At 58.7% G+C, this 26,132-nt stretch carries 23 protein-coding genes and 9 pseudogenes; 7 read left to right on the forward strand and 25 right to left on the reverse strand.

Going from position 1 to position 26,132, the window contains the following annotated elements; all coding sequences use genetic code 11:
* Window positions 1–9: 9 nt before the first annotated feature.
* Together XI09_RS04040 and XI09_RS04045 are read right to left on the reverse strand one after the other, a co-directional pair.
* Entirely contained in the window at window positions 10–1,296 is a 1,287-nt protein-coding gene (locus XI09_RS04040; RefSeq protein ID WP_271553604.1) for a TRAP transporter large permease, read from the reverse strand.
* Window positions 1,293–1,841, reverse strand: a complete 549-nt coding sequence (locus XI09_RS04045) for a TRAP transporter small permease (protein ID WP_097669471.1) — start codon at window positions 1,839–1,841, stop codon at window positions 1,293–1,295. Before XI09_RS04045 ends, XI09_RS04040 begins: the two co-directional genes overlap by 4 nt.
* 287 nt (window positions 1,842–2,128) lie before the next feature.
* Between XI09_RS04045 and XI09_RS04050 the strand changes: the two genes are divergently transcribed.
* Both XI09_RS04050 and greA read left to right on the forward strand, forming a co-directional pair.
* The gene (locus XI09_RS04050; protein WP_179880039.1) at window positions 2,129–2,839 is read left to right on the forward strand and encodes a GntR family transcriptional regulator; all 711 of its coding nucleotides are present in this window, start codon (window positions 2,129–2,131) and stop codon (window positions 2,837–2,839) included.
* Window positions 2,840–3,301: 462 nt separating this feature from the next.
* The gene (gene greA / locus XI09_RS04055; RefSeq protein ID WP_271565744.1) at window positions 3,302–3,784 is read left to right on the forward strand and encodes a transcription elongation factor GreA; all 483 of its coding nucleotides are present in this window, start codon (window positions 3,302–3,304) and stop codon (window positions 3,782–3,784) included.
* A 344-nt stretch (window positions 3,785–4,128) separates the two neighbouring features.
* Here greA and XI09_RS04060 read toward each other — a convergent pair whose 3' ends face one another.
* The 8 genes from XI09_RS04060 to XI09_RS04095 all read right to left on the reverse strand — a co-directional run bounded on the left by XI09_RS04060 (window position 4,129) and on the right by XI09_RS04095 (window position 11,824).
* Window positions 4,129–5,265, reverse strand: a complete 1,137-nt coding sequence (locus XI09_RS04060; RefSeq protein ID WP_097669469.1) for a mandelate racemase/muconate lactonizing enzyme family protein — start codon at window positions 5,263–5,265, stop codon at window positions 4,129–4,131.
* Window positions 5,262–5,762, reverse strand: coding sequence for a flavin reductase family protein (locus XI09_RS04065; protein ID WP_097669468.1), 501 nt, complete (start codon window positions 5,760–5,762; stop codon window positions 5,262–5,264). The genes XI09_RS04060 and XI09_RS04065 overlap by 4 nt, the downstream gene beginning before the upstream one ends.
* A 36-nt stretch (window positions 5,763–5,798) precedes the next feature.
* Window positions 5,799–7,127, reverse strand: a complete 1,329-nt coding sequence (locus XI09_RS04070) for an LLM class flavin-dependent oxidoreductase (RefSeq protein ID WP_333939027.1) — start codon at window positions 7,125–7,127, stop codon at window positions 5,799–5,801.
* 61 nt (window positions 7,128–7,188) lie between these two features.
* A complete protein-coding gene (locus XI09_RS04075) occupies window positions 7,189–8,334 on the reverse strand; it encodes an ABC transporter substrate-binding protein (protein ID WP_442869525.1) in 1,146 nt (381 codons plus the stop codon).
* Between the two features lie 86 nt (window positions 8,335–8,420).
* On the reverse strand, window positions 8,421–9,461 hold the full coding sequence (locus XI09_RS04080) for a branched-chain amino acid ABC transporter permease (RefSeq protein WP_097669465.1): 1,041 nt from the start codon (window positions 9,459–9,461) through the stop codon (window positions 8,421–8,423).
* A complete protein-coding gene (locus XI09_RS04085) occupies window positions 9,458–10,321 on the reverse strand; it encodes a branched-chain amino acid ABC transporter permease (RefSeq protein ID WP_271565745.1) in 864 nt (287 codons plus the stop codon). Before XI09_RS04085 ends, XI09_RS04080 begins: the two co-directional genes overlap by 4 nt.
* Before the next feature lie 4 nt (window positions 10,322–10,325).
* The gene (locus tag XI09_RS04090; protein ID WP_271565746.1) at window positions 10,326–10,973 is read right to left on the reverse strand and encodes a branched-chain amino acid ABC transporter ATP-binding protein; all 648 of its coding nucleotides are present in this window, start codon (window positions 10,971–10,973) and stop codon (window positions 10,326–10,328) included.
* 86 nt (window positions 10,974–11,059) lie between these two features.
* The gene (locus tag XI09_RS04095; protein WP_271565747.1) at window positions 11,060–11,824 is read right to left on the reverse strand and encodes an ABC transporter ATP-binding protein; all 765 of its coding nucleotides are present in this window, start codon (window positions 11,822–11,824) and stop codon (window positions 11,060–11,062) included.
* A gap of 197 nt (window positions 11,825–12,021) precedes the next feature.
* Between XI09_RS04095 and XI09_RS04100 the strand changes: the two genes are divergently transcribed.
* The 4 genes and pseudogenes from XI09_RS04100 to XI09_RS04115 all read left to right on the forward strand — a co-directional run.
* Window positions 12,022–12,936 carry a LysR substrate-binding domain-containing protein gene (locus XI09_RS04100; protein ID WP_097669462.1) on the forward strand — a complete coding sequence of 305 codons (915 nt, stop codon included), beginning with the start codon at window positions 12,022–12,024 and terminating at the stop codon, window positions 12,934–12,936.
* A gap of 647 nt (window positions 12,937–13,583) precedes the next feature.
* Window positions 13,584–13,757: pseudogene (locus XI09_RS04105) on the forward strand (type II toxin-antitoxin system RelE/ParE family toxin); the annotation flags it as partial.
* A pseudogene (locus XI09_RS04110) lies at window positions 13,751–14,059 on the forward strand (HigA family addiction module antitoxin). The pseudogenes XI09_RS04105 and XI09_RS04110, both read left to right, overlap by 7 nt.
* Window positions 14,060–14,432: 373 nt before the next feature.
* Window positions 14,433–14,895 (forward strand): annotated as a pseudogene (locus XI09_RS04115) (IS481 family transposase); the annotation flags it as partial.
* On the opposite strand, the pseudogene XI09_RS04120 reads toward XI09_RS04115, so the two are convergent.
* The 14 genes and pseudogenes from XI09_RS04120 to XI09_RS04180 form a co-directional block, all read right to left on the reverse strand.
* Window positions 14,893–15,059, reverse strand: a pseudogene (locus XI09_RS04120) (FAD-binding protein); the annotation flags it as partial. The pseudogenes XI09_RS04115 and XI09_RS04120 sit on opposite strands and share 3 nt — an antisense overlap.
* Window positions 15,035–15,370, reverse strand: a complete 336-nt coding sequence (locus tag XI09_RS04125) for a gamma-butyrobetaine hydroxylase-like domain-containing protein (RefSeq protein ID WP_271565749.1) — start codon at window positions 15,368–15,370, stop codon at window positions 15,035–15,037. The gene XI09_RS04125 and the pseudogene XI09_RS04120, both read right to left, overlap by 25 nt.
* A gap of 75 nt (window positions 15,371–15,445) precedes the next feature.
* Complete coding sequence (locus XI09_RS04130; RefSeq protein WP_271565750.1) at window positions 15,446–15,763, reverse strand: hypothetical protein; 318 nt, start codon at window positions 15,761–15,763, stop codon at window positions 15,446–15,448.
* A gap of 437 nt (window positions 15,764–16,200) precedes the next feature.
* A pseudogene (locus tag XI09_RS04135) lies at window positions 16,201–16,467 on the reverse strand (YggS family pyridoxal phosphate-dependent enzyme); the annotation flags it as partial.
* A 94-nt stretch (window positions 16,468–16,561) separates the two neighbouring features.
* A complete protein-coding gene (locus XI09_RS04140; protein WP_271565751.1) occupies window positions 16,562–17,410 on the reverse strand; it encodes a pantoate--beta-alanine ligase in 849 nt (282 codons plus the stop codon).
* 100 nt (window positions 17,411–17,510) lie between these two features.
* On the reverse strand, window positions 17,511–18,614 hold the full coding sequence (locus XI09_RS04145) for a class I SAM-dependent methyltransferase (RefSeq protein WP_271565752.1): 1,104 nt from the start codon (window positions 18,612–18,614) through the stop codon (window positions 17,511–17,513).
* Window positions 18,615–18,643: 29 nt separating this feature from the next.
* Entirely contained in the window at window positions 18,644–20,131 is a 1,488-nt protein-coding gene (locus XI09_RS04150) for a pentapeptide repeat-containing protein (protein WP_271565753.1), read from the reverse strand.
* A 416-nt stretch (window positions 20,132–20,547) separates the two neighbouring features.
* Window positions 20,548–20,667: pseudogene (locus tag XI09_RS04155) on the reverse strand (DUF1419 domain-containing protein); the annotation flags it as partial.
* A 66-nt stretch (window positions 20,668–20,733) separates the two neighbouring features.
* Complete coding sequence (locus tag XI09_RS04160; protein ID WP_271565754.1) at window positions 20,734–21,039, reverse strand: hypothetical protein; 306 nt, start codon at window positions 21,037–21,039, stop codon at window positions 20,734–20,736.
* 544 nt (window positions 21,040–21,583) lie between these two features.
* A pseudogene (locus XI09_RS04165) lies at window positions 21,584–22,018 on the reverse strand (SOS response-associated peptidase); the annotation flags it as partial.
* 16 nt (window positions 22,019–22,034) lie between these two features.
* On the reverse strand, window positions 22,035–22,577 hold the full coding sequence (locus XI09_RS04170) for a hypothetical protein (RefSeq protein ID WP_333939028.1): 543 nt from the start codon (window positions 22,575–22,577) through the stop codon (window positions 22,035–22,037).
* Window positions 22,574–22,987: pseudogene (locus XI09_RS45685) on the reverse strand (hypothetical protein). Before XI09_RS45685 ends, XI09_RS04170 begins: the two are co-directional and overlap by 4 nt.
* 310 nt (window positions 22,988–23,297) lie before the next feature.
* The gene (locus XI09_RS04175; protein WP_271565756.1) at window positions 23,298–23,477 is read right to left on the reverse strand and encodes a hypothetical protein; all 180 of its coding nucleotides are present in this window, start codon (window positions 23,475–23,477) and stop codon (window positions 23,298–23,300) included.
* Between the two features lie 341 nt (window positions 23,478–23,818).
* Window positions 23,819–24,163: pseudogene (locus XI09_RS04180) on the reverse strand (IS5 family transposase); the annotation flags it as partial.
* Window positions 24,164–24,238: 75 nt separating this feature from the next.
* On the opposite strand from XI09_RS04180, the gene XI09_RS04185 reads away from it, so the two are divergent.
* Window positions 24,239–25,452 (forward strand): IS3 family transposase gene (locus XI09_RS04185; protein WP_271565757.1). Its coding sequence is split into 2 segments (ribosomal slippage): window positions 24,239–24,515 and window positions 24,515–25,452, totalling 1,215 coding nucleotides; the frame shifts between segments, so codons are not numbered across the junction.
* A 217-nt stretch (window positions 25,453–25,669) separates the two neighbouring features.
* Here XI09_RS04185 and XI09_RS04190 read toward each other — a convergent pair.
* Window positions 25,670–25,861, reverse strand: coding sequence for a hypothetical protein (locus XI09_RS04190; RefSeq protein ID WP_271565758.1), 192 nt, complete (start codon window positions 25,859–25,861; stop codon window positions 25,670–25,672).
* Window positions 25,862–26,132: the final 271 nt, after the last annotated feature.

Raw genomic sequence — 26,132 nt, forward strand, 5'->3', positions numbered from 1 at the left:
TGATTGCCCTCACCTCGTCCCGAGTGCGTCGGGCAAAGAGAGGCTGATTGCTGGAATGAGAGTGATTACAGCGAGAACGGCGAGTTGAAGAACGATGATCGGGTAGATCTCGCGATTGATCTGCGACGTCGGCACTTTCGCCACCAGACTGGTCACGCCGAGAAGGCTGGCAACTGGCGGCGTAATCGTGCCGAGGTTCAGATTCACGATCATCACCATGGCAAAATGGGTGGGATCGATGCCGAGCGAGGCTGCCATAGGTGCGAGAATTGGGGCCAGAACCAGAATGCCTGGCAAGGGCTCGATGAAGATGCCAAAGGCGACAAGAAATACGTTGATGGCAAGCAAGAAGCCGAGTGGCGAAAGATTCAGAGAGCCGATCCAGTGGATCAGGGTTTGCGGCGCCTGAGCGAAAGTCAGGAGCCAGGAGACCGCTATTGAAGCCGAAATGATGAGAAGCGCCGCAGCGGTCATGAAAGATGAGCGCGCGAGAATGCCGGGAAGCATGGACCAGGTGAGCGTGCGATAGACGAACATTCCACAGACGAGTCCATAGAACACTGCAATGATCGAGGCCTCCGTGGGCGTGAACGCGCCTGAATTGATTCCGACCACGATGAGGGCTGGCATGAGCAGCGCGGGGATCGCGCGCACGATGATATGCAGCGTCTGCCTCAAAGAGGGCCTCGCGTCCTCAGCACGAAAGTTGCGCTCTCGGCTCACATAGGCATTGTATCCGATGAGGGCGCCTGCAATGAGCAAGCCCGGAAGCACGCCCGCAGCGAACAACCTTGAGACCGACACGGTATCGACCTGCAGCGCATAGATGATCATCAAGATCGAAGGAGGAATGATCGGGCCCAACAGAGAAGCCGAAGCAGTTATTGCCGCAGCATAGGGGCTTGGGTAACCGGAGCGCACCATCATGCGAATGAGCAATGCCCCTGGACCGGCGGCATCGGCCACTGCTGAACCGCTTATGCCCGAGAACAGACCGAGCGTGATGATCGTCGTGTGCGCCAGACCGCCCCGCTTGTGCCCGACCAACAGTGAAGCAAATCGGAAAAGAACGTCTGCAAGCGAACCCGCCGTCATGAGTTCCGCCGCCAGCAGAAAGAACGGGATCGCCATGAGCGGAAACGAATCGAGGCCGGCCACCATCTTCTGCACAACGATGATCGGTGTCAGATGCGCCGAGGTGGCGGCGGTCAAGGCCGCAGCCGCAAGGGCTATGCCGATCGGAACCCCAAGCACAATGAACGCGATCAAGGACGCAAAGAGTATGACTGTGATCATGAGGTCGGTGTGTCTTGCGCCGAGAGATCACTCCTCTCCTCAAACGTTCCGTGCGCGATAAAACGCGCAGCGAGCATCGAAAGGTGCCAGAGGGTCAGCGTGAACGACACGGGAGCCGCGAGCGCAACATAGGCGAAGGGAACGCCTAGCACCGGCGTGACCTGAAGCCAGGAGCGCCCGACATAGTCCCATCCCGCAAGGGTAAGCCAGACCGAGGACACGAAGGTCACAAGGACAACGACGAGCCGGAGCACACGCTGGATTGAAGGCGCAGCATCGGCCATGAGCGTATCCGTTGCCACATGCCCACCGACACGCAGCAGCGGGCCGATGCCCAGGAAGGCCAGCCACACCATCAGATAGCGACTAAGCTCATCAGCCCAGACCAACGTGCCGCTGGTCAAATATCGCAGCAGGACCCCGACGAAGACGAGAACCGCCATGCTCGCGAGAGCAAGGATCATCAACCAACGATTGATGGACCAGATTGCCGCATCGATCGCCAGAAGCGCCCGCCTGACACCGAAGGCGTCCCATTTGGTCAAGATCCACTCCTCAAGCCGTTTGCGGCCAGGATCCGGCTCTCAAGCTGGCTCTCGGGGCGAGAATGGCCGGAAAGGCCGCCGGACCCTTGCAACGTCCGCAATGATGAAGAGCGGTCATACGACGGTCGCGACCGTCGACTTCCAGATAACCGGCTGAAAATACGAACAAAATAGACCGACCAGCTCAATTGCAGCATTCCAGTTGATTGTTGACAATTTATCATTGATCATTGTCTATAAACAGTGGAGCTTGTCTATTTCAAAGAATCCAGCGGTAGGGGATGAAAATGCTGCCCGGCATCGCCGAGCTAGAGCCCGCCAAAAAGCAAAGTCTCGACCGGATAGCGGCAGACAGCCTGCGCGAAGCCGTGATTTCCGGCCGGATCCCGGCAGGCGCACGTCTCACCGAAGTTCAGCTCGCCGAGCAGTTCGCTCTCTCCCGCGGCACGGTGCGAACAGCCCTGCAACGACTTGTCGCTGAGGGGCTGGTGGTGCAGCAGCCCTACGCGCGTTGGGAGGTCACCACGTTGACCGCCCACGATGTGTGGGAGCTTGCAACGCTGCGGTCCAGCCTCGAAGGCCTGGCCGGGCGCCTTGCCGCCGAACGAATTGACGATGCTGGACGCGAAATCCTGCTAGCCGCTTTTCACGCTCTTGAAGATGCGGCGCGCCAAGAGCAGAAAGATTTGGCGTCCGTCGACCTCGAACTGCATCGGACGGTCGTGAGTCTGTCTGGCAATCGGCGTCTCATCCACCACTACAGCCTGATCACCAACCAGTTGAGGCTCTATATCGCATCGTCGAATCAGATTGTTGGAGCGGAAGGAGGCCTGCTCGACCGGCACTTGCGATTGGTGGAGCCGATCCTGGCCGGAGACGGTGACGCGGCCGAGCAAGCCTTCAAGGATCTATTCTCCCGCAGTGCCAGGGAGCTTGTCGACTTTCTCAAATCTGCACGGCAGGAAGAGGCAGGCCATCAACAGCCGCGAGATCATTGACGCGGGCGCGCGGCGACTGCCCTCATTCGGCTTATGTCAGGTGGCGAGAGCGCGGATTGTGCCGGAGCGAGTCGCTCGGCCACGAGCGCTGCAACATGGAGTTCTTGCCTCGTTCAGCTCGCTTTAGATGGACCACAGACGATAAAAAACAGGAACAAGATTCTGGGAGCCTGCCCAAAGAAAAAACATTTACGCCGGGCAAACCGGAGTCTCGCTGCATTGGGCTCAGCAAAGTGGCCCCTTGCTTCGAAATGATCATTATGTCGGTGATCGACCCAACAGGGCTGGACGCTACGCAAGCGCTTCGGGAGTGAGCCGCCGATATCCTACCACCTTTTGCTGTGCCCGACCTCCTTGTGCGCCGTGCTTGATGATCCGGCGAGAAGTGCTGGTCCGTGAAATAGCCACAACGCGCACCTAAATTCGCTTGGCGAATTGCCACGATATCGATGGAGTCCCGGGTTGAGCGTAGCTTTTACGAAGGAAGAGAGTGCGGAGACCGCATCCGAGACGCTCCTTCCGGATCGTCCCATTTCATCTCACCCCAACTTCGTGACTGAAGTGGGACTGAAAGCCCTGGAGCGTCAGCTTCGCGAGGCACGTGAGGCATATGAGCTGGCGCAGCAGATCGAAGACGTCAACGAACGACGACGGCAGACGGCGGTCCCTTTGCGAGATGCTCGCTATTTTGCCGAAAGGATCCGGACGGCCCAGCTTGTTCCCGATCCTGCTTCAACCTATGCAGTCGCATTTGGAAGCACAGTGACTTTTCGTCGCGGCGACGGCCGTGTGCAGCAATATCGTATCGTTGGAGAGGACGAGGCAGATCCTAAGACCGGTTCTATTTCGTTTGTATCGCCTGTAGCTCAGTCCCTGAGGGGGAAGGCCGTGGGAGATGTCGTAGGTTCGGGTAGTCAAGAGCTTGAGATTCTCACAATAGCCTAAACACCACCTGTCGTATCCTGCATCACCGCTTCCATCCCTTCGGCCACGGGACGCATCATCGTTCGCTTTCCGCGAGCCCAACGACGGGTTTCGCCGGCTGGCGGCCGGAGGCGGTAGCGGCCGCGAGGAGCTGTCGGCGTCGCCTCAAGGAATGTGCGGACAGCCGGCGAACGAGATAGCGCTACAGGCCCTGTCCGCCGATTACCCCGAGACGCACGATCTACGAGCTCGAGTGTCACTCGTCTTCGTTCCGAAGCGGGTCGATCAGGTCCCGGGAAAATTGGCCCCAGCATTCGTTGGCCGGTCGCAAGTGCTCAAAGCTGCGGCGACCAACATGGCAGAGTTCATGTCGAGAACGCACCTATCTTCCATTGCCAGCTCTCGGGCGCGAATTCGGATCGAAGCGTGACGCCAAGTCCTGTCGCATCGGGCACGCGGATCGTCATACCGTCCTCATCCCAGTCTTCTCGTATCAGATCAGAAGAATGTTTGTGGCCTCCGACAAAGATATCCGTCGCATAGGTCGCGTTCTGCAACACAGCGGCGACGTGACATGAGGCGGCGATGCCGGGTCCCAATTCAAGGTTTCCGCTCATGACGATGGGCAGCCCGGCGGCGTCCGCGATCGCCGCGATGCGGCGGGCCTTGCAGATGCCGCCTACCTTGCCAACTTTGATGTTGATGATATCCGCCGCACGCTCCGCCACAATCCGCATCGCATCCTCGGGGGACATGACCGATTCGTCGGCCAGGATCGGCGTTCGCAATGCCTGGCGGAGCTTCGCCATGCCACCGATATCGGTCTGCCGGCACGGCTGTTCGATCAGCTCGAGACCAAATTGCTCCATTCTGCCGAGAACTCTCAATCCACGGTCGAAAGTATAGGCACAATTGGCGTCCGCCCGAATGATCACCTCGTCGCCGAGCTCGTGGCGAATCAGGCGGATTTTCTCGCGATCATCGGCATCGTCGTGCCCGATCTTGATCTTAAGAACCTTGAATCCCATCCGGTACCTTGCAACGGCTTCCTCGACGGTCTCACTGACACCCTTTAATCCAATGATCCAGGCAACAGGAACGCGCGTACGATAGGCCCCCCCCAGAAGCCGGTGCAGCGGCAGGCCCGCGATCTTCCCCATGGCATCATGGCAGGCGAGATCGATCGCAGCCTTGGCGGAGTTGTTGCCGGGCAGCTCCTTGTCGAGATGCTGAATGAGTTTGTCGACTTCAAAGGGACTCGCGCCGACCACCATCGGAAGCAAATGGTCGAGGGCGGCCGCGATCGTGGCGCCCGTCTCGCCCATGAACGCTGGGATAGTCGCAACCGAGCCGATGCCGTTCACGCCGACATCCGTCTCAACGCAGCACAGCACGTGCTCGCAATTGACGATGGCTTGCGAGGCAATGACGAACGGCTCTTTAAGGGGCATTTGCGTTCGATGGGCATACGCTCGCGTGATCTTCGCTCCGGGAGATGTCATGCGCTGGCAATCCTTGCGAAATGGCCGTCAAAATAGATGAGCGGTGTTGCCTGCCGCACCGCAGTATTCACCACCCGGCCGACGAAGATGGTGTGGCTGCCGCAGTCAAAGGCAGATTCGACGATGCATTCTATCGAAGCCGCACAGCTCTTCAGCACGGGGCATCCTGTGACGCCGGAAACATGCCAAAGATCGTCGAAGGTCTTATCGCCCTGGCGCGCGAAGTAGTCGGCGATATCGGCCTGGTCGTCGCGTAAGATGTTCAGCGCAAAGCTACCGCCGCCACGAATGAGCGGATAGGAATGGTTCGCCCTGTTGGCAACCGCCAGCACCAATGGTGGTTCGGCGCTGACGCTGCTCACGGCCGTTGCAGTCATTCCATTGAGAGTCCCGGCATGCCGGCTGGTCACGATGGTGACGCTGGAAGCAAGTCGTCTCATGACGGCTTTGAATGTCGCTGCGTCAACGCTTTCCTGCTGCAGTGACGTCCCGGCCATTATTGTATGCCCTCGTTCGATCGGTGACACTCGCGCCTAAGCGGCCGCAATACCAAGATGCTGGCGCAGCGTGGCGCCCTCGTAATCACGCCGAAACACACCCTTCTGCTGCAGAATCGGTACGACCTCCTTGACGAAATCCTCAAACGTGTCCGGCAGGAATGCAGGAGAGACGACAAATCCGTCTGCCGCGCCAGACGCCACGATATCGGCCATCTGCTCGGCGACATCCGTGGCCGTCCCGACAAACCGCGGGCACATCACGCCTCGCCCGTAGATCCGACCCGCATCCGCGATGGTGATGGATTGCCCCGCCGCAATGCTCTTAAGAGCTGCAAGATTGCCCTGGCTGCCAGACGATGATCGGACCTTATCAACGCTCGCATCCAGCGGCAGCTCAGAGAAATCGCTGTTGGCATGCGCGGCGAGCGTCGAGAGGCCGACCAGCGGATCAATCAGCGCGTCATGACTGTCGCGCTTCTCTTCCGCCTCAAGGCGGCTTTCGCCGATAAACGGCATCATCGCCATGAGAACTTTGCTGGAGTCGGCTGGCCGGCTTGCGGACGCGAGCGCCTCCGTCACGTCCTTCTTGAATGCTCGCATGCGCTCGAGCGTCGGCTGCAAGGCGAAGATCACGTCCGACCAGCGCGCAGCGAAGGCCTTGCCGCGCCCCGACGATCCGGCCTGAATGATGACCGGCCGCCCTTGCGGACTGCGCGGAATGTTCAGTGGGCCACGGGACTGAAACCAGCGGCCGTGGTAGTTGAGATAGTGAACCTTATCCGGATCGGCATAGATTCCATTCTCTCGATCGAGCACAAGCGCATCCGCATCCCAGCTATCCCAAAGGCCTAAGGCGACCTCCATGAATTCATCGGCTCGATCATAGCGCTCGTCGTGACCGAGATGAAGAACGTTGCCGAAATTCAGGGCTTCGCCATCATTCATCGAGGTCACAACATTCCAGGCAACTCGGCCCGCCGAGATATGGTCGAGCGTCGAGAACTCGCGCGCAATGTTGTAGGGCGCGTCATAGGTGGTCGAGCGCGTTGCGCCGAGACCGAGGTGCGTGGTGACGGCCGAGAGCGCACCCAGGAGCGGGATCGGATCCATCCGAGTCGCATCCTGATCGCCGTGGCGGATGCCGGTACGGTGGCTCGCTCCATAACGATCCGCGATCGCGAGCCGGTCGGCAAAGAACAGGAAGTCGAACTTGCCTCGTTCCAGCAGCTTCGCAATCTCGACATAGTGGGCGAGATTGAGGAAATTGGTCGGATGCTTCGGATTTCTCCAGACCGCGTGGCTGTGAACGACCGGGCCTGCGATCAGGATGCCGCAAAGGTGCATGGTGCGCATTTTTGACATACGAGTTCCTCCGTCGAAGCGCGATCTTCGCTCCGATTTGGTTTAAGGCTGGCCGACTGGTTCAGCTTACGATGTCAACGATCTGGTTCCTGCCGTTGCGAATAACTTGATGGACAAAGGATCGATTGAGCTGATCGCCACGTTCATTGAAGTCTACGGTTGCACCAGCGCCGACAAAGTTGATCTTCTTGCCTGCACGCACCATCTCCAGCGCGCGGACGATGTCATCGACTTCCTCGCCTGGCGGGTTGCAGACTTCAGGAATCGATTTGGCCCAGACCTCGGCGCGCGACGATTTGGCATGCTCCATCGCGAGGGCTGTGACGCAGACCTGGTCATGCGTATTGCCCGCGAACAGGAACACGGTTCCGTCGGGGGCGCCCATCTCCTTCACGAACTTCTTGTAGGCCACGGAATCTAGCGGCGGTCCTGGCTGGAGATGGTGGATGCCTTCTGCCACTTCCGGAGGAACGCTTCTGAGAAAAGCGCCATCAGCGTCTGCACCCGTGCCGAGACCAACGATCTTTGCCTGATATCCTCCGCGATAGACTTCCTTTGCGATCGCGACGAAATCCGTAAGTAACGAGGCGCAAAACACGCCATCGGGCTCGGAGCCGAAGGCCTTCTCGACTTCGGCGCGATATGAGGCCTGGTTGGGGTTGTACATGATGACGTCGGTGACGGTGCCGCCACGCCGCGCCATTTCGCCCTTGAAGGAATCGATCATCGCGACGACGAACGGATTCTGCTGCGCCATGATGGTGACCTTCTTGAGGTTGAGGCCTGTCATCACTTTCGCGCCGGCCGGTCCCCATTGCGAGCTCTTGGCCTGGAAGCGGTAGACGAGGCCCTTGTTGTCGCCGTCGGTGATGGCATCCGCCGCTGACGACACCATCTCGACCTTGTTGGCGGCGAGAATCAGCGGTTTTGCCGCCAGCGCTTCCGGACTTCCCCAGAGCCCACCTACGAGCTCAACCTTGTTGACATCGAGCAGCTTGTGGGTGGCGGTGACGCTCGCCGTAGCGCTGCTCTCGGAGTCCTCGATATAGAGGTGAAACTTGCGGCCGCCGAGAACTCCGCCGGCATCATTGATCGTCTTGACGATGAGATCGGCCGCCTTCTTCATGTCCGGTCCATAGGGCCCAGTCGCGCCCGTGAACGGCAGGACCATTCCGATCGGGATCTCTGCGGCTCCCTCTGCGAACAAAGGCCGGATGCCCAGACCCGCTAGTGAAAGACCCAGTAAGCCCGTCACCTGACGGCGGGTGAACGGCGTTGCCGAAATTGTCATCATCATTGCTCCCCACTCGAAATTTCGGATTCATGCGTTTTGCGTCTTGGGATCGCGCGAGCGCTGATGGGCGGCGGCTTGAGCGGTTGCAGCGATCGTGCAGAAATGGCGAGGTGAGATTCATCAGCAGACGCATCGCGGTCCGGAAATAGATCCCTGACGCGCCGGCGCGGTTCAGCGAACAGCCCTTGCGGCCTCAAGATCAAGAGCAGAATGATTCCGAGGCCGACCAGACCGAGACGCAGTGCCGCGAGCTGAGCGCCATCAATGACCGCGAAGAGATCCTTCAAAAAACGTGTCGCCTCAAGCAGCGTCATGATGGTCCCCGCTCCCACCACGAGCCCGATATTCGAGCCGCGTCCGCCGAGGATCACCGCCATAAAAGCATAGGCGGTGATGATCGAGGTGAACTGGCTGGGGTCGATGTAGGTCAGGTAAAACGCGTGCAGCGCGCCTGCCATACCCATGATCGCGCCGCCGATCGCAAAAGCCTTGATCCGCAATAGCAATACCGGTTTGCCAAGCGCGCTGGCAACGACCGGATCGTCGCGGACGGCCCGCAGCGCACGGCCGAACGGCGAGCGGACGAGGATTTCGAGACCTATGAAGATCAGGGCGACCAGCGCGAGCGCAAAACACAGCAGGACGCCATCATATTGGGCGGCCGGCACCAGCGAGGAGAGTGGCCGGGGAATATTCGCGATCCCGAGCGCTCCGCCGGTCAGCCAATCCTCGTTGAGCAAGAGAATTCCGACGACCTCGCCAAATCCGAGGGTGACGACGGCAAGATAATCGTCGGCCAAGCGGACCGACAAGAAGGCCAGGACCGTGCTCGCTGTGGCGCTCAGAAGCCCGCCGCAGATCATCGCCCCCAGCCATCCGATGTGCGGGGCGAGCAAGGCTGTGGCGTAGGCGCCGAGCGCAACGAAACCGACCACCCCGAAATTGACGAGGCCCGACACACCCCACTGAAAGTTGAGCGCTAGCCCTACGAGCACGCCGATGGAAACGAGTACGACGAGTGTGGAGAGATAAGCGATCATTTCGCAGCTGCCCGCCTGCCGAACAGGCCTTGCGTGCGGATCAACAGCAGCACGAGAATGATGGCGAAGCTCACCACCTGCCGGTCGTTGACAGGCAGCACAAGTGTGGAAAGTTCTTCGGCAAGCCCAATCAACAGCGCCCCGACCACGGCGCCTAGCGGACTTCCGAGCCCACCCAGGATCGCCGCGGCAAACACCGGAATCTGGTAATTCCAGCCAAGCAGCGGATCTACTGTGCGATCAAGGCCTGCAAGAACGCCCGAAACGGCAAGCAGCGCGCCAGACAAGGCCCAGGTGATGCGGATGATCGTTTCGCGCTCAATGCCGCGGACCGCCGCAAGCGTAGGGTTGTCGGCCGTAGCGCGCATGGCGCGGCCAAGCGGGGAGGCATAGAGCAGAAGTTGTGTAAGCGCGACGCAGACGAGCACGGTTGCTGCGGTGACGAGCTGCTCGTGATTGATGCGCAGGCCGTGCCATCGGATGGGCCGGGCAATCTCGACGGCAAAGTTATGGGGTGTATTTCCGAAGGTGAACCTGCAGATGTTTTCGAGCACGAGCGAAATCCCCATCGAAGCGACCAGGAGAGCGATCGCGCCGCGGTCGCGCAGATGCTTGAAGACGAGCACGTCGCACAGCACCGAGACACCGGCTACGATCAGAGCAGCGGCAGCGCCCGCGGCAACCAGAGGCAGATGGAAAAGAGTGTTGCCAACCCATGCAGCATAGGCGCCCAGCGTCAATGTCGCGCCAACCGCAAAATTTGGACACTTCAGGATGCCGAACACGAGCGTAAGGGCAAGCGAAGGCAATGCCAGCAACAGGCCCGTGGCCAAACCGTTGACGACCAACTGGCCGATCATGAGTCTACCTGCTCTTTCCGAAGAAAAGATCGGCAAGATCAGCGCCGGATACGACGGAGGACGACGCCTTGTAGCTGTTGCGACCGGCGACAAGCACCATGACCTCGTCCGCGATGCGCAGTGCCGCCGCAACGTTCTGCTCGACAAGCAGAATGGTCACGCCAGCTTCGCGCACACGCGCGACCGCCTGCATCGTCTCGGCAACGAATTTGGGCGAAAGGCCGGCCGTCGGCTCATCGAGCAGCAGAACTTCGGGATTGGACAGAAGCGCGCAAGCAAATGCGAGCATCTGCCGTTGACCGCCGGACAGGTTTCCCGCCAAAAGCTTCGGCCTTTGTGCGATCTCCGGAAACAATGACAGAACTTGCTCTTCCTGTGCCGGCCCCACACCGTTGCGGCCGCGCAGGAATTCCGTGGCGAGCTTCAGGTTTTCGCGGATCGTCAGGTTTCGGAATACATTTCCCTCCTGCGGCACATAGGCAAGGCCGGCCTTCACGCGCTTGGCCGGCGAGAGGTCGGTCACTGCGCGTCCCCTCACCTCGATCGAACCATCGCGCGAGCGGAGCAGGCCGGCGAGCGTCTTCACGAACGACGACTTGCCGGAGCCGTTCGGACCGATCACGGCAACGATGGTCTGCGAGTAAAGATCCAAGCTGATGCCTCGGACGATGTCGCCGCCACCCTCATAGCCCGAGTGAAGCGAACGGACCGACAGAGCAGCGATGGGAAGCTGTCCATTCACAGCGGCAACCCCAAATAGGCGTCAATCACGCGCTTGTCCAACGTGACCTCAGCAAACGATCCGGACAACAGTGTTGCGCCTTCGGCCAGCACGTGAACGTCGTGGCAGAGCTCGCCTATGAGGTGCATGTCGTGCTCAACGATGCCGAATGAGATGCCATCCTCGTTCAGGTCGCGGATGACGCCGATGATTACCTTGAGCAGAGGCGGCGCGACGCCTGCGGCCGGCTCGTCAAGCAGGATGAGCTTCGGGTCGAGCAGAAGCACCCGCGCGAGCTCCAGGAGCTTCTTTTGGCCCCCTGATAAGGCCGAGGCCGATTGATCGGCAAGATGCCACAGGCTGAGGCGCTCAAGGATCCTGCGCGCCTTGGCCGCGACGTCCCGCTCCTGCCGCTTGACGGCACCTGGCATGAACAGCGCCGCGGTGGCGCCTTCGCCTTTTTGATGCGGGGCTGACAGCAATAGATTCTCAAGCACGGTCAGGCCGTCGAGCTCTCGGGCGATCTGGAAAGTTCTGACCAGTCCGATCGCGGCGATCTGGTGCATGGCGAGTGACGAGATGTCGCGTCCGTCGAAATCGATCGAGCCGCGATCGGACCTCACTAGTCCGCTGACGATATTCAGCAGCGTCGTCTTGCCCGCACCGTTCGGCCCGATGATGCCCGTCACTCGTCCTGCCGCAAACGAGAGCGAGCAGTCATTGAGCGCCGCGACGCCGCCGAAGTGCTTGCTGACGTGGCTGATGCTGAGCAGGTCCTGCATCGGCCTAACAGCTTCCACAAAACCGGCCTTTGGCGGCCAGGTTAGTAGGTTCGATGCGCTGCTCAAAACTTAAGCACATTTGCTTTTGCCGGGTGAGGCTATAAATTTCGCTCTTCTGGGAAACGCTATTTTGGTCCTTCCCGCCAAGCAAATTTATTGTGCTTTGCGAGAAGCAAAGTTTTATTTATCCTTCGTCCATGACCGGGGTGCTCGAGATCAACCTGCTGCGGACGTTCGTCATGCTGCTCGAAGAGCAGAGCGTGACGCGCGTCGCGCGGCGACTCAACAGGACCCAACCGGCGATCAGTCTCCAACTCAACCGGTTGAGCGATGCCGTCGGCCATCCCTTGTTCGAGAGCGGTCTGCGCCATCTGCGCCTGACGCGTCATGGCGAGATGTTGCTGCCGTACGCGCGGCAGATGTTGAAGATGCATGACGACGCACGTTCGCGGCTGGCGAGCGAAGAAATCGCGGGCCGCGTTACGCTCGGATGTCCGGACCTGTATGCAGCCTCCCTGCTTCCGCAGACCCTCGCAAGCTTCAAGGGCGCCTATCCTGGAATCGAGGTTACGGTCCGCTGCGCGCTCAGTGCGCAATTGGCCGAGGAGATTTCGGCCGGACGAATCGACATCGCGCTCGCAACGCGCATGCCTAACGTGCATCCCAGCGTCGCGTCCATCACGCTCTTGCGAACTGAACCGCTGGTCTGGCTCGGGTCGAGTTCGGGAACCGCCTTTAGGGAGAAAACCGTGCCGCTGGCGCTCCTGCCCGAAGGAAACCTCTACAGGGACTACGCACTCGATGCGCTCAACAATGCCGGCCGCGCCTGGCGCATTGCATGCGTGTCTGAAAGCATCGCGGGCATGGAAGCCATGGCGCTCGCAGACGCGGCGGTCACCGTGTTCGCGGAATCGGTCAAGGTAACTGGGCTGCGTCGATTGAGCGAGCGCGACGGCATGCCGCCCCTTCCATCGGTCGATCTCGTTCTCTGGCGGCGCCAGGTCGGCGCGTTTCCGGCTGCGGACCATCTGGCCACGCACATCGAGCGATATGTCGGGGGCTTGGCTCCGACGTCGCAAGACGTCGTGAGGATCGCGCCGGCCGAAGCTTAGGTTGCGAGCGCATGAGCTGCTTTTCGCCGCAGCGCCCTCCGCGAGCTCGCGATGCCGCTTGGCAGTCTCTTCGCTCGACCGAGCCCTGATGGGTCGCAAATATCCTCTGGAATTGTAGTCTCTGAGCCGATACGCCGACGATAGCTTCATGATCAAGTTGCCTTGCGGGCACTGAACGGTTCGCAGGTCATACGACCGCTCAGGTCCAGAGAGTTGGTTCCGATGCAGCAGCTACATCCTCAAGTGCAAAGAATGAATGCGATCGCGCCCGTAACGGGATCAGCTCACGACGCGCGTTTTCCACGCTTCTGCCTATGGACGAAAGAAATGTCCCGCCGCTCCTGAGGCTATTGGGACGATTTGTTTTACACGCTGCGGGAGAGATGAGATCGACCTGAATTGAGGCACCGAAGTTCAAGGCAAAGGCATCCGGTCTCCTTGTCAGGAGAAGAAGCAATGCACAGACGAATATGAACCCGGCAATTACAGATAGAGTGTTTGAAATGCTGAAAACTGATCTCGCGAGCCGGATCAGGCGAGTAGAGGGGAGAGCTACAGAGCGAATGGTTATAGATCGTCTCTTTTTTGCCTTACGCTGTGAAACGCACCTCTGATAGGAGGTGCTCGCTCAGAATGATGCTCCACACCTCCTCCTGCAGTCCAGCAACCACTTCGAGAAGCTGCGCGGCAAGCTGCAGAGATTTCACTCGATCCGCATCAACAGCCAATGGCGGCTCATCTCTCGATGGGATGGCAGCCGCGGTGACGCATCGGAAGTCAATCTCGATAATCACAACTATCGCTGCGGTTTTCCATGTTGATGACGAAGCGCAAGTCGGCAACCGTCGGAGAACTTCTGGTTCAGGAATTCATGGAGCCGATGGGCCTTACGCAGACGGCGTTGGCAAAGGCCATGGGCGTGCAGCGCGCAAGCAGATCAACGAATTGGACAACGACCGCAGGGGCAGTCACGGCCCCGACCGCTTATCCTTGCCCGCATGTTTGGCAACAGTCCAGTTTTCCGGCTTAAGTTCAACGTCGAAGCGATATCTGGGACGCAATATACTCTGCTCGTAACCGCGAACGTATCGGGCGCGTCAGCCCTATTGGTTCGGCTGCGTGACGTAGCCGCACTGCAGTCAGTTCAATGGCGCGAGAAAAGGCACCAAAGGCCCCCATCGCGCGAGCTGGCGTAGTATGGCGTACCCAATACGATTCGAACGTGTGGCCTCCACGTTCGAAGGATAAGCGCAGGCGAGATTGAAGGTGGTATGAATGTAGCTGGGCGGCTTGTCGAGCAGTCAACCTGTCTCAGACGTTTGGTTCGGGCGGCACACCGCTATTGCCCCGACTTTCTTGAAGAATGTCCAGCGTGAAAGACTCACGCACGATCAAAACCTTTCGCGATCATTTCAGAGCGACGGCATCCGCTTCGACGGGTTCGCGTTCCAGCCAAACTTCTGGCACCTGAAACCAGACTTTTTCCGCGTCGTCACCACGGCATCAACCGATTGCCGGAGGTCGAAGGCGACAAACCTTCGAAAAAGACGTTCAAGGTCTATCCGATCGGCTATTTCCACATCATCGACATCGCTGAGCTCCACACCGCTGAAGGCAAGCTCTACCTCTACGTCGCAATCAATCGCACCAGCAAGTTTGCCTTCGTGCAACTGGTCAAGAGGGCCGGAAGGACCTCAGCCTCGGCCTTCCTCGAAGCTCTGGTGGCGGCTGTCCCTTACACGCTCCACACGGTGCTCACTGATAATGGGATCCAGTTCACCTTCCCGCCGCGCTATGCGGACGGCCCGACGGCAAGGTACGTGACGCATATGTTCGATATGCGATGCCAAGAGAACGGGATCGAACATCGGCTGACCACGATCAAGCATCCCTGGACCAATGGACAGGTCGTGCGCATTGAACCGCACGATCACGGAAGCGACCCTCGAACGCTACCATCGCAATTGCGCCCGAGCGCTTGACGTTAGCCTTTGCCAGCAAGACGACGCGCGCGGCGGGATTCTTCCGCTTGGCCTTGTACGCCGCCATCGGCCCCGCCGTCCCCCGCCGATCACCAGGACGTCGCAAGCAACTTCCATCAGGTCGCGATTGATTCCGTCCATCTCGCGACCTCAGGCTGGCTGCTGTTCTGCGAGTTCACGCAGATAGGACCAGGGATAGATGCCGCGGTATCGTGCCCGTCGGAGAACAACAGCCTCAATGCGTAATTCCCGATCGGCTCGAAGCCCGCGACATGAAAGCCCGGCGCAATCATCAGCTCGATGCCGTCGACCTGCCGGCGGATTTCGCTGGCCGCACGGCTCGCGCGGCGCAGCGTCTCCGCGCCGAGCACCAGGGTTCCGCAGTCCGGCGAGGTCAAGGCCAGCGCCGTTGAATTGTCGCCCAGTTCGACCTGGATTGGTTGCACGTTCACCTCCCATTCTCGTTGCTCGAGCTCTTACGCCGGCCTGGGCGGCTGCCGCCCGCAATGAATTGCTTTCGCCTTGCGTCAGTGCGCGATCGACCGGCCCTGCTCGACTGATTCGCCCTTCCGCTCGGAACTCTCGGCGCCGTACCAGGGCAGCAGCCGACGTACGCTGCGTTCGAACAGGAGGTCGGCCGTGAACCCCATCGCGCCGAGCACGATCAAGCCGACGAACATCTGATCGACCCGAAACACCTGTTGCGCCATCTGGATGAGATAGTCGACCCCGAACGCCGCGCCGGCGAGTTCCGCCGCCACAAGCCGGCGATGATGAGCGGCAGCGCGCGCGTAAGCGGCGTAACGGGTGGAGTGGAGCCCTCCCGACGGCGTCGATTGTGCCAAATTCCAGGTCCCGGGGGTGGGCAGAATGGGACGACTGTTCTGCCATGACGCTCGCAAGGCCAAGTTGTGTGGTCGCGAAGGCCCGCGCCAGCGCGACGCCAGATACTGAAGGCCTTCGACCGCACGGCAACCGATCGGAGAATCGCGGCTCTGCGAGCACCGATGACGAACGCTAGGTCTGCCTTTGAGACGATCGGTGTACTTACGCTCTTGAAGTTCCCTCGCGATTGGGACGACATCCATCCATGCGCGAGTGAGCGCGCGGTCAGAGTTGTGTATTGGCATCAGCGGGGTCACACTGAAGTCCGAAAAGTACTGGGTGATCGGTAGCGCCATCCCGATTGCGTCGGCCGGACATCCATACCCTTGTAATTGGAGGCCTGCACTCAGGATGCTTGGAGCGGCTCGCTCTACGAACTGACGTGTGTTGCCCCGTCTTAACTCGAAACGTGACCTGCTCTTCGACCAAAGATGCCAGAACCTACGCGCACATGCGTCGCCCCATACTGGATTGCAATTTCGAAATCTGTACTCATTCCCATGGAGAGTAGCTTCAGATGATTCCGCGCAGCCACTTCGGCAGTGACGCGGAAATGCATCTGCGGCTCCTCATTGAGGGGTGGCATGCACATCAAGCCGGAGATCGGCAGTCCGTACTCGCTTCTGCAGCGCGCTATAAAGTCATCGGCGCCATCCGGAGCTAGCTATGATTACCCATGGGCATGTACCAAGAGCTTTTTTCATGAATTCGCGGGGTCGATCTGGTCTGTCCCTAGATTGTGCATAGTCGTCAAACTCTCATCGTTCGGGCAGATCGACCCAGACGTCTGGAGGACCATCCAAGAGTGTTGCGCGATCTGGAACAAAGATGTTGTCAAAGACCCTGAGGCCATGAGCCCGCACCGCTCCGATAATTATGAAGGGGAGCTCAATCTTGTCTTGATCTTCAAAGCTGTCAGCGCCAACAATTCGAAGAAACTCCAGTTCAAACTGCCGGAGGGTGATCAGTGACCTTGCCGATTCTATCAGATCTTTGACGCAAGACGCTCCTCGGGCGATCTCTTTCCTCAGATGGTTTAGCGCCGTGTAGAGGCACGACAGCTCATCAAGCTCAGAATGGTTGAAGCGTCGCAACCTCGATGAAATTGGCACTCCATTTTTGGATCTCACCGTCGGCACGAGTCGTACTTCGCAATCAAGAAGCAGGTCTGCGACGGCTCGCCTGACGAGTAGCGCCTGCCCGATATCCTTCAAACCAAAATAGCTGCGAGTTGGTCGCGTATAACAGATCCAACGGATGCATCCAGTGACCGCTTCTTTTAAGAACCCGTGAGGGCCGTCCAAACGAATTTGATAATCGCCTTGAGATACAAATGTTCGATATCCTGACGGAAACATCTCGGTGTCATTTGACGAAATCACGGCAGACGCACCAGCACGTAGTGCAAACGCAATATCTTCCTCTAAGTTGAAATCATAGTTGACGCCCGGCTTAAACTGGATCTTGTTCGGGTAGACAGTTACAATCGCCACGTCGTTCTCGATTGCGGCCCTCCTAATTAGTTCTGCGTGCCCCGCATGCAATGCGCCCATGGTTGGCACTGCGCCAATGCTTTTTCCTCGTCTCACCAAGTCCGTGATGAACATCTTGCCATCTGGCAGAGAAGATAGATGCATATTGCTTGCTCGCTCTGTTAACGCACAGGTCGCTTGACAATGACAACTGTGCATTGTTGCCCACGATCTGCTAGAATCGTTCTTGATGTGGAGCTCGATTGTCCTTCAACCTCCGACCGATTGTAGCGGAGTCACTCGGTATAAGCTGAAAGAAGTTGAAACGAGGACCCGCGTTAGGTCGGCAAAATACTTTCGAGCAGGACAGTTCAGATTGTCCGATTACGTGAAGCCAGCTTTCGCGATCGTGCGGAAACCCCTGGGCTGTAAAGATATGCACAAGATAAAGATCGGCATCATTCTTCACTAGATCGTAGCGGAGCTCCGGTTCCCCCAGGATGAAGGCCTTAAGTCCTTTTGCAAACAGCTTATTGTATTCGTTCAGAATTGAGATAACGGCATCCCGACCATCGCGGAAATGTTCGTGTAACACGCCAACTGCCGTCAGGACATCTGCTGAGGTGCATTCAGCAGGCCAACTATCGATGTCAAATGCGTCGCCTACAAGGAACTGAATTCGATCGGCCACTTTCAAGTCCGCTGCCGCCTCCTGCGCGCGCTTAATCGCAGGCGCAGAGATATCCAAGCCAATGCCCTTCAGCCGAGGAGAGCGAAGGCACGCGTCTATCAGGAATTGGCCAGCGCCGCAGCCAACATCTAGAATCGTTGTGGCATCGATTTCGGTCAAGGCTCGGAGGACGGTGTCGGTATGGTACTCACCGAACAGTGTGGCACAATGCTCTCCTAGGGCGCCGCCATCTCGCAGCACGTCGAGCCCATACGTTGCCTTTCGTGTGATGAGAGCATCTAGCCGAGATACCACTGGGCCGTACGCTTCTACGTAGAAGCCAATCTGCGCGAGACTAACGTTCGAGAACAGTTCCTTTCCTCTGCTTGTGAGCTTATAGCCTTCATTGGACGCGACCAGTAGACCATGTATCGCGAAATATTGGAGGAGGTGCGAAAGCAGATGCGGATCACCTAACTGGCAGCCTGGGTCAATAGTTATCTCGATCGACTGGTGCTCAACGAGATATGACGTAAGACCGACGCGACGGGCAGCATCGACAGCATAACACAGGTTGAAGGCGGAAATTAGCGACAACGTGCCTGACCGTTCAGTCGCAGCCCATGACGCATCTTGCTGTTCTTCTTTCAGTTCAATCAACTGCGACATCGTTTTTCTCTCGGTTGGTCTTAGTCGGATCAAGTCGATCCCTTTCGGCCACGTCTCATCAACGATGAGAACTCAGCCAAATACTCTGAGGGTCCATTCTGCTGCTTTCCAGCTCTCTTCAATGCACCATCGAGCCCGGGACATCGGTCTGCAAAAAAGGGGGGTTCAAATGTCGTGACTTTTGCGCCCGAAAAGTCCGTCTTTACGAAGCTTGCCTGGAACGGTGACATCCCACTCAAGTTCGCATTAATGAGAGACGATTGATTCATCCGCACGTATGCGGCACGCGTCGCCTCCAGGTTGCTGTCGCTCATTCCTGCCGCTATATACGACTGGACGAGATTGGCCCCCTCGAGATTAACATGATTCAACGCCATTGATTGCGGGGGATCACCGGTAATCATCGATCGGTAGAGATAAGCCTGTGAAAAGTCTGAATTTGCCATGTCGCAGTCGCGTATAAATGCGCAGCGGGCACGAAATCCGTTGAACTTTGCGGATCGCAATGTACTCTCGGCGATGGAAATCGCTTCCGCTGACACACGAGACAGGTCGGCTTTATCAAGCTGACAAGAGCGAATAGACGCGCCGTTCAACACCGCGCCTACGAGGTTAGCGCTGTCTAAGTTGACGGATAGAAGTCGGGCCTCCGTTAAGTCTGCCTGTTCGAGCTCCGCCTTTGACAGATTTGAAAGGCTGAACTCAGCAAACGGAGCGCTTAGTCCTTTTGCAAGAATATGTCCGGCTACTTTGGAGAACCTCAGATAAGGAAGATGGGCGCTCTCTAGAACGAGGTCATTGACTGACGTGGGGCGCATAATCGATAGGCACTCTCCCCTTGACTGGAAGAAAGAGCATCCAGCCAGATGCGCTTTCGTCAACGTCACCTGGTTCAACTTAGCAAATCGAAAAGAAGCATGAGGGAGGAAGCATTCATTGATGCTTGTTCCTTGCAGTTCGGCGCCATCGAAGACAGCATGATCCGCATCGCACTGGTAGAAGAGAACGCCACTCAATAATGCGTTGTCGAAACGCGCTCTTCTCATGCTGCAGCCGTGAAAGAGGCTTCCAGTTGCATCGATAACATTGCACAAGCTTGCACCGTCGAAATTGCACACTTGCGCGGCAATTGCATGCATATACGCAAAGTCGAGATTGACGCTACGGAAGCTCGTCTTCTCTAGGCCTGGGCAGATAAGATTGGACTCGGACAGATCGGCTCCATCCAACTTCGCACCGTGGAGTTGCGCGCGATTCAGAATACATCGTCGCAACGAGACTCCTGATAGATCGAGACCATTCAAGTTTTCGGAGGATAGCTGTAAGCCGACCCCTGTCTTCTTGATCGCCTCCTCGGTTCTCGTCTTAATCGCCGCTAATGCGGACGACCGATCGCTGGCTCGGCAGCAGTAGCGGAGAAAGTCACCGTCTGAAGAGGAGTTAGCTCTTGGAAAGAGCGCAGCCGCAGCTTCTTCCCGCACGCTGACGTCGCGATTGCCTTCGATAGCTTGCGACATTGTCGACCTTTCTATGCGTCCTGATTAAGAGCGGATTTCTTAGCTCTTATTGATCGACGGCTTCTGATGAGGTCTTGAACTTGTTCGTTAGCACGACAACGAGCCGGTCAAATGGTGCGGAAGAGCGAAGCAGAAGCAGTCTTTGGCCACTCCACTTCAAGCAGCGGTTATCCGTGATCTGATCGCTTTGGCCGACTTGACGAGGCTACCCTCTACACAACATGCAATTTGTCTCAGTGAGGCCACGGAGCGCATCTGAGTCCCCGACCGAGTTCTTAATAGCAATGGCCGTGCCAACTGCCTCGCTCCTGTTGAACGTCCTGAACAGTCTGGAAAAGATCGAAATGGGGCCACTGAGACAATTTTTTTTGCAAATGACAGGATTTGTGTCGCTGTCAGAAAGTGAACAATAGGCGCAGAACGCTGTCGTCGTTCTCGGAGCGGTTCGGCCGCTGCGCGTGGCGATCGAACATGCGGAACATCTGCCGACGGTCGGCGATGCCCTGATAGACCTTGCGGATCGGTGAGAGGGTCATGAGCGGGCTCCTTTCAGCCTCGTCGGGCTGGAAGCGCGGCTCATCCTTCCGATTTCGCCATCGTCTTCAGCCCTTCCTGACCCCTCCCCCGCGGCCGCCTCTCCGATCGGCCCCGGACATATCTTCGTGCGTGATCCGTGACGGATCGAGTAATTCACCCTTGACGTAGACGAGGCCGGTCGATGCGTCGGCCTGTCCGATGCGGTAAGCGGCTTCGGCGAACTCTGACTTGACGATATCGCAACAGAAGGCCAACGCATTGATTTCATTGGGTCGCTGGAGCGTTAAAGCGTGAACGAAAGGCAGATTTATCTGTGCTCTTCCATAGCAAGCCTCAGAGCCTTTGGGATTCGGGCCGCTTTGATCGGGCATGCCCCGACGTCGCTACACTCGCTGGTCCGGCCACTACCCGCCCCGCAGCCCGGCCGAATGGCTCGCCGAGGGGCATGTCACCTGCAACATCCAGTGCCATGGCTGCAGGCGAACGGTCGACTTCCCGCTCGACACCCTGCCCCAACACCGGCCATGGTCCCGGGTCGGCTGGCGCTTTGTCTGCAAGGTCTGCGGTGCGGCCGGAGCGAGATCGCGCCGAATTGGCATGACAGAATCGGCCAGGCGGTGCCACACCAAGGGCTGGAAGGCCTAGTCGCTATGCCTGGCGCGCAAACGTAAGAGGGACGAGTGAACGTAGCCCAGCGACCGTTGCCGGATGACGTGCTGATGATCGTCATGAGAGGGCCAGACAAGGAAGATCGAACCGCAGCAAGAAAAAGCTGACCGAAGACCGCAGTTACGCCGATCCCGAAAAGGCCGCCCGGCGCTTGATGGACTACGCCCGTGCCTTTGAGCCGATCCAGGGACGGCCGGATTTGCATCGAGGTGCTGAACGGCCCGTTCCTGTCCGACGACAAGGCCACGGCCCTGGCACCGGTTTGGACTTCGTGCCCCGATCACCGTTGAAGGTCGTCCAGATGCCCGCAAAGGCGAATAGCGGCCGGTCATCGTTCAGCGCGAACCAGACCACATCCTTTTTCTTGGTCTTGGGGTTTGGCTCCGGCGCGTACTCGGCGAAGCTGTTGGCCGGGACAAGGCAGCGGTTCTGCGGCTTGAGCCAGCCGCGCCAGTGCGGCGACGACGTGTTGCGGATGTTGGTGACCGGCGGCCCGCCCGGCGGCATGCCCCACCGCATCAGGGTCATCTCGGTGCCCGTATCGGTGTTGCGGATCACCGGCGCCGGATAATCAGGAAACACGCCCGGCATCGGCCCGAGGTTGCCGACATAGCGGTTGACGACGCGGAATAGCGCAGCGATGGCGGCTTGGTTGGTGGTGATTGAATAAAGGTTGCACATGGAATTTCGGCCGCGCCTAAAGCAAACGTTTCTTGCGTTCTAAATTTTTCAATGCTTGAGACACGAGGTATCCACGGTTATCGATGTGTTCTTGATACGTGTCAGGCATTGGCGCGTTCGCAAGGTCCGCTTCGAGTTGCAGTACGATGGTGGAAATCGCATCGGGAAGAAAAACAGAACCTGTCGCAGCCTCCTCGAATTTCTTTTTCGCAACACGCCACCGCTCCTTCGCGTCGTTTACGTATTCATCGGTGTAGTCTTTCGCGTGGATGGCATCATCCCACAATATTTCATTTGCTCGTTCCATTTCGCGAAGAGCCGCAAGTACGTTGGAGAAAGTGGCCGCGTCTCTCTCCCATCGCTTCTGAGACTTAAATGTTTCAAATGCCCAGACGACACCGTAGCGCGCGAATATCAAAGCTCCGATACCCTGCAAGGCGAGCTTTAAAATATCCCAAGTTTGTGCTGCATCGCGCGAGACGAAAAGCGCGATGACTGACGCAACTGCGGTAGTGAGCAAAACTCCCAAAATAAACGGTACGGACGATGGCACGTTCATCGTTCTCCCGGCCACCAAGTCGATGGTGGATCGCTCGCTGAAATCTTTGTTGATCGCAGCGCCACCAGATGGCTGCGCTTGTACGGAGGGCCACGAACCTCCGAGCAGTCCTTGCACCGCATGTAGCGCTCCAGGCTCGTGAACCGGCGTTCACTTCGGTCGCCGCACGATGTCCAGGCGACGGTCTGATTGGTGTCGCAACCGAGACATCGGACTTCGAGATAGAGGTAACCCGCATTGAGGGCATCGCCCAGGGTGGGCGATGGCTGCGCCGGTCCCCGAAAGCAGAGCATCCGCTTATTCCACGCCTCGCATGTTAGGCGGTCTGCCTGCTTGCGCGCCTCTGCCGCCCGTTCTGCCACCGCGCGGACGGATGCGCCGTAGATGGTCTCTCGTGATTTGCTCCCCATGGCATAGGATCGCCCGGCCAAGACGGCCAAGGCAAGCCGCTACAGCTTGCGGTGGATAACGCGCCCGGCACAACGGAGGCGACGCAACGTCCCTGGGTGGCACCTTGATAGGCGGTGTCCGACATTGCCCTCGTCCTGAGGGCGGCGGGTGAAGCTTATTCCGCCGCCGACAGGTGATGATCCCTACGAGGACGAAGCCTACCGGCTCTGGACCTTCAGCAGCGGCGCACGCCGTGAACGTCCGGTCCGGCCAAAGAGCCGAAGAGGTGATCGAGACGTTTGAAGACCTGGGGTATGCAGCGGGCCTGCGTCAGGGTTCAGTGATGCTGCGCGGGACCAAATTGTCCAGCTGGATGCTCTTTCGGATCGCGTCCAATGCGCTTCGCGCGTGTTGTGCGGCTTCCATGTTGCCGGCTTTTTCGATTTCTTCCAGGGCCCAGACCAAGAGCTGCACGGCAGTCTGGGCGTGGGGATTGGACGGATCGGTCATGCTGACGGTGTGCACTGTTTTCTAACATGGGTCGTCTTTCGCGCGCGCATAGACGCCATGCACTGAGTAAAGGTCCGTACCTAAGTGAACAGTCCATGTTGATGAACGAGCGTTAGTCGGATCAGCCGCGCTACCGCCGTTAAGCTGGCGCGCTCGATGTTCGTGAATGGCGCACTGACGTGATGGCGCCTCTCGTGCTCGATGCTCGACGGCGACAAATCAAGCCGGGTCCCCCGGGGCCGGGCCAAACGCGGGGTACGCGCGACCGTGGGATGTCTGGATATTTGCAATTTCCGTTTTTCGGGTTTCGTATGCTGAATTCGCTTTAGGTGGTGTGGACACTAGCGCATCCATAGGACAATGGCTGCGAGAGTGACGACGGCCCGGTAATTCCGGGCCGTTTTTTCGAAGCGGGTTGCGACACGTCGGAACTGCTTGAGCTTTGAGAAGCAGCATTCAACAAGATGGCGCTGGGCATAGAGGTGCTTGTCGAGTGGGTGTTTGAGCGCGCGTGACGGGTTGTTGGGGATGACGGCGAGCGCCCCCTTGGCGGCGATAGCTTGGCGCAAGTGATCGGCGTCGTAGGCGGTATCGGCCATGACGACCTCGGCAGGCAATCCCTCGATCAAGGCGGCGGCTTGCGGTGCATCGCCCTTCTGACCTGCGGTAAGGGTGAACCGCACCGGACTGAAATGGACCCTGATTTTGGGACCACGTGCTTGGTTGGAAGGGGCTGCTTCGTTTGATAGACGGAGCGCATGATGACGACGAAGACGAGACGCAAGATCGACGCGGCACTGAAGGCAAAGATCGCGCTGGAAGCGGTGCGGGAGCAGGCGACGGTGGCCGATCTGGCCCAGCGCTATGCGGTTCACCCGAACCAGATCTATGCCTGGAAGAAGCAACTGCTGGACCAAGCGGCCCGGGCCTTTGACGCGGGTGTCGGGCGGGAGAGCGAGGACTCTCGCGAACGCGAGATCGAGAAGCTGCACGCCAAGATTGGACAACTGACAGTCGAGCGCGATTTTTTAGCGCGGAGGTCCGGAAGATGAGCACGCCGGACCGTCGAGGAATGCTCGATCGCGCCGACATGGCGCTGTCGATCCGCCGGCAATGCATGTTGCTTGGCATCGCGCGCTCTGGTGTCTACCGGCCGCCACGGCCGGCCAACGACAACGACCTTGCCCTGATGCGGCGGATCGACGAGCTGTTCACCGCCTGGCCGTTCCTGGGCTCGCGGCAAATGACCGCGATGCTGAAGGCTGAGGGGCTTCAGGTCAATCGCAAGCGCGTGCAGCGGTTGATGCGCAAGATGGGCATCGCGGCGCTGGGACCAAGGCCGAACACGACGAGGCCGGCGCCGGGCCACAAGATCTATCCCTACCTGTTGCGCAACTTGACGATCGACCCGCCAAACCAGGTATGGGCAGCCGACATCACGTATCTGCCCATCGGCCGCGGCTTTCTTTATCTCGTCGCCATCATCGACTGGGCGAGCCGTGCGGTTCTGGCATGGCGGTTGTCGAACACGATGGACGTGTCGTTCTGCGTGGCGGCTCTGGACGAGGCGCTGGCGAAGTACGGCACGCCGGAGATTTTCAACACCGACCAAGGCAGCCAGTTCACCAGTGCGGCCTTCACCGGCGCGTTGGCGGGCGCAGGGATCAAGATCTCCATGGATGGCCGTGGTCGTTGGATGGACAACGTCTTCATCGAGCGGCTGTGGCGGTCGCTCAAGCATGAGGACATCTATCTCAAGGGTTATGCCGACGGCCGCGAGGCCAAGGCAGGGGTCGCGAGCTGGATCGCCTTCTACAACGATCGTCGCCTTCATCAGGCGCACGGCTATCGCACGCCGATGGCGGTTTGGCGCGAACGGATGCAGGCCGCGAAGGCTGTGGACATAGTGGACAACGCTGACGCGTTGACCACATGCCCACAGCAACTGCAGCAGACAGAGACTCTGGCAGCGTGATAGAAAGGGATCAGGAGCGGTCAGTTTCCAACCAACAAACCGGTTCAAGCGGTCCCGCTCTGCGGGTCCATTTCAGGGCAAGTGAGCGAGACATTATCGCCCGTCGTCCTGCTAGGCCCTTCTGTAGACGACGGCACCGGTAGTGGCACCAAACGAACATGGGTTCGGCGGCGTTTGTCTGCTGTTGACCCGAACAGCGATACGCTCAACGAGGGGCCTAGGCTGTATGTCGAAGAGAACTTCCATAATGCTTGAAGAAGTTATCAAGCTTCACTGGTTCGCCGGTATCTCGCCAGAACAGTTTTTTACCAAGGCTGGCCGCCACCGCGAGGCGGTGGTGGCCGCCGATTAGAGTATGCTCATCCGACGCTGTGGCGATGATCTCGCCGTCTTCGTCCACGATTTTCATGTGCTGCCTCCAATCCAGCGCGCGGTCAGCGCCGCCGCGATGGTGCGCAATCGATCTAACCTCGGGCGGCATGTGGGTGTTCCAACCCATGAAGCTCACGGTTTCCGGGCGACGCGCGCGACTTCGCGTATCCGCCCTTTGTGTATCGATCTGCATAAATCGAATACGCGATTGCAAATATCCTCAAATGGCGCGGTCGCGCGGCCTCGCGGCGCCAATACCCCCCGCCAAAGAACCTTGCGCAGGCCCGTGACCTTACTGATCTGACACG

The organism is Bradyrhizobium sp. CCBAU 11386, assembly GCF_028128955.1.
In the GTDB taxonomy this organism is placed as follows: domain Bacteria; phylum Pseudomonadota; class Alphaproteobacteria; order Rhizobiales; family Xanthobacteraceae; genus Bradyrhizobium.

Excerpts from the sequence above, each read along its gene's own strand:
- XI09_RS04040 (WP_271553604.1), bottom strand. The coding sequence starts at position 1,296 with ATGATCACAGTCATACTCTTTGCGTCCTTGATCGCGTTCATTGTGCTT.
- XI09_RS04050 (WP_179880039.1), top strand. The coding sequence starts at position 2,129 with ATGCTGCCCGGCATCGCCGAGCTAGAGCCCGCCAAAAAGCAAAGTCTC.
- XI09_RS04060 (WP_097669469.1), bottom strand. The coding sequence starts at position 5,265 with ATGACATCTCCCGGAGCGAAGATCACGCGAGCGTATGCCCATCGAACG.
- XI09_RS04065 (WP_097669468.1), bottom strand. The coding sequence starts at position 5,762 with ATGGCCGGGACGTCACTGCAGCAGGAAAGCGTTGACGCAGCGACATTC.
- XI09_RS04070 (WP_333939027.1), bottom strand. The coding sequence starts at position 7,127 with ATGTCAAAAATGCGCACCATGCACCTTTGCGGCATCCTGATCGCAGGC.
- XI09_RS04080 (WP_097669465.1), bottom strand. The coding sequence starts at position 9,461 with ATGATCGCTTATCTCTCCACACTCGTCGTACTCGTTTCCATCGGCGTG.
- XI09_RS04085 (WP_271565745.1), bottom strand. The coding sequence starts at position 10,321 with ATGATCGGCCAGTTGGTCGTCAACGGTTTGGCCACGGGCCTGTTGCTG.
- XI09_RS04095 (WP_271565747.1), bottom strand. The coding sequence starts at position 11,824 with ATGCAGGACCTGCTCAGCATCAGCCACGTCAGCAAGCACTTCGGCGGC.
- XI09_RS04100 (WP_097669462.1), top strand. The coding sequence starts at position 12,022 with ATGACCGGGGTGCTCGAGATCAACCTGCTGCGGACGTTCGTCATGCTG.
- XI09_RS04140 (WP_271565751.1), bottom strand. The coding sequence starts at position 17,410 with ATGTTCATCACGGACTTGGTGAGACGAGGAAAAAGCATTGGCGCAGTG.
- XI09_RS04145 (WP_271565752.1), bottom strand. The coding sequence starts at position 18,614 with ATGTCGCAGTTGATTGAACTGAAAGAAGAACAGCAAGATGCGTCATGG.
- XI09_RS04150 (WP_271565753.1), bottom strand. The coding sequence starts at position 20,131 with ATGTCGCAAGCTATCGAAGGCAATCGCGACGTCAGCGTGCGGGAAGAA.
- XI09_RS04160 (WP_271565754.1), bottom strand. The coding sequence starts at position 21,039 with ATGCCCGATCAAAGCGGCCCGAATCCCAAAGGCTCTGAGGCTTGCTAT.
- XI09_RS04170 (WP_333939028.1), bottom strand. The coding sequence starts at position 22,577 with ATGAACGTGCCATCGTCCGTACCGTTTATTTTGGGAGTTTTGCTCACT.
- XI09_RS04175 (WP_271565756.1), bottom strand. The coding sequence starts at position 23,477 with ATGACCGATCCGTCCAATCCCCACGCCCAGACTGCCGTGCAGCTCTTG.
- XI09_RS04190 (WP_271565758.1), bottom strand. The coding sequence starts at position 25,861 with ATGAAAATCGTGGACGAAGACGGCGAGATCATCGCCACAGCGTCGGAT.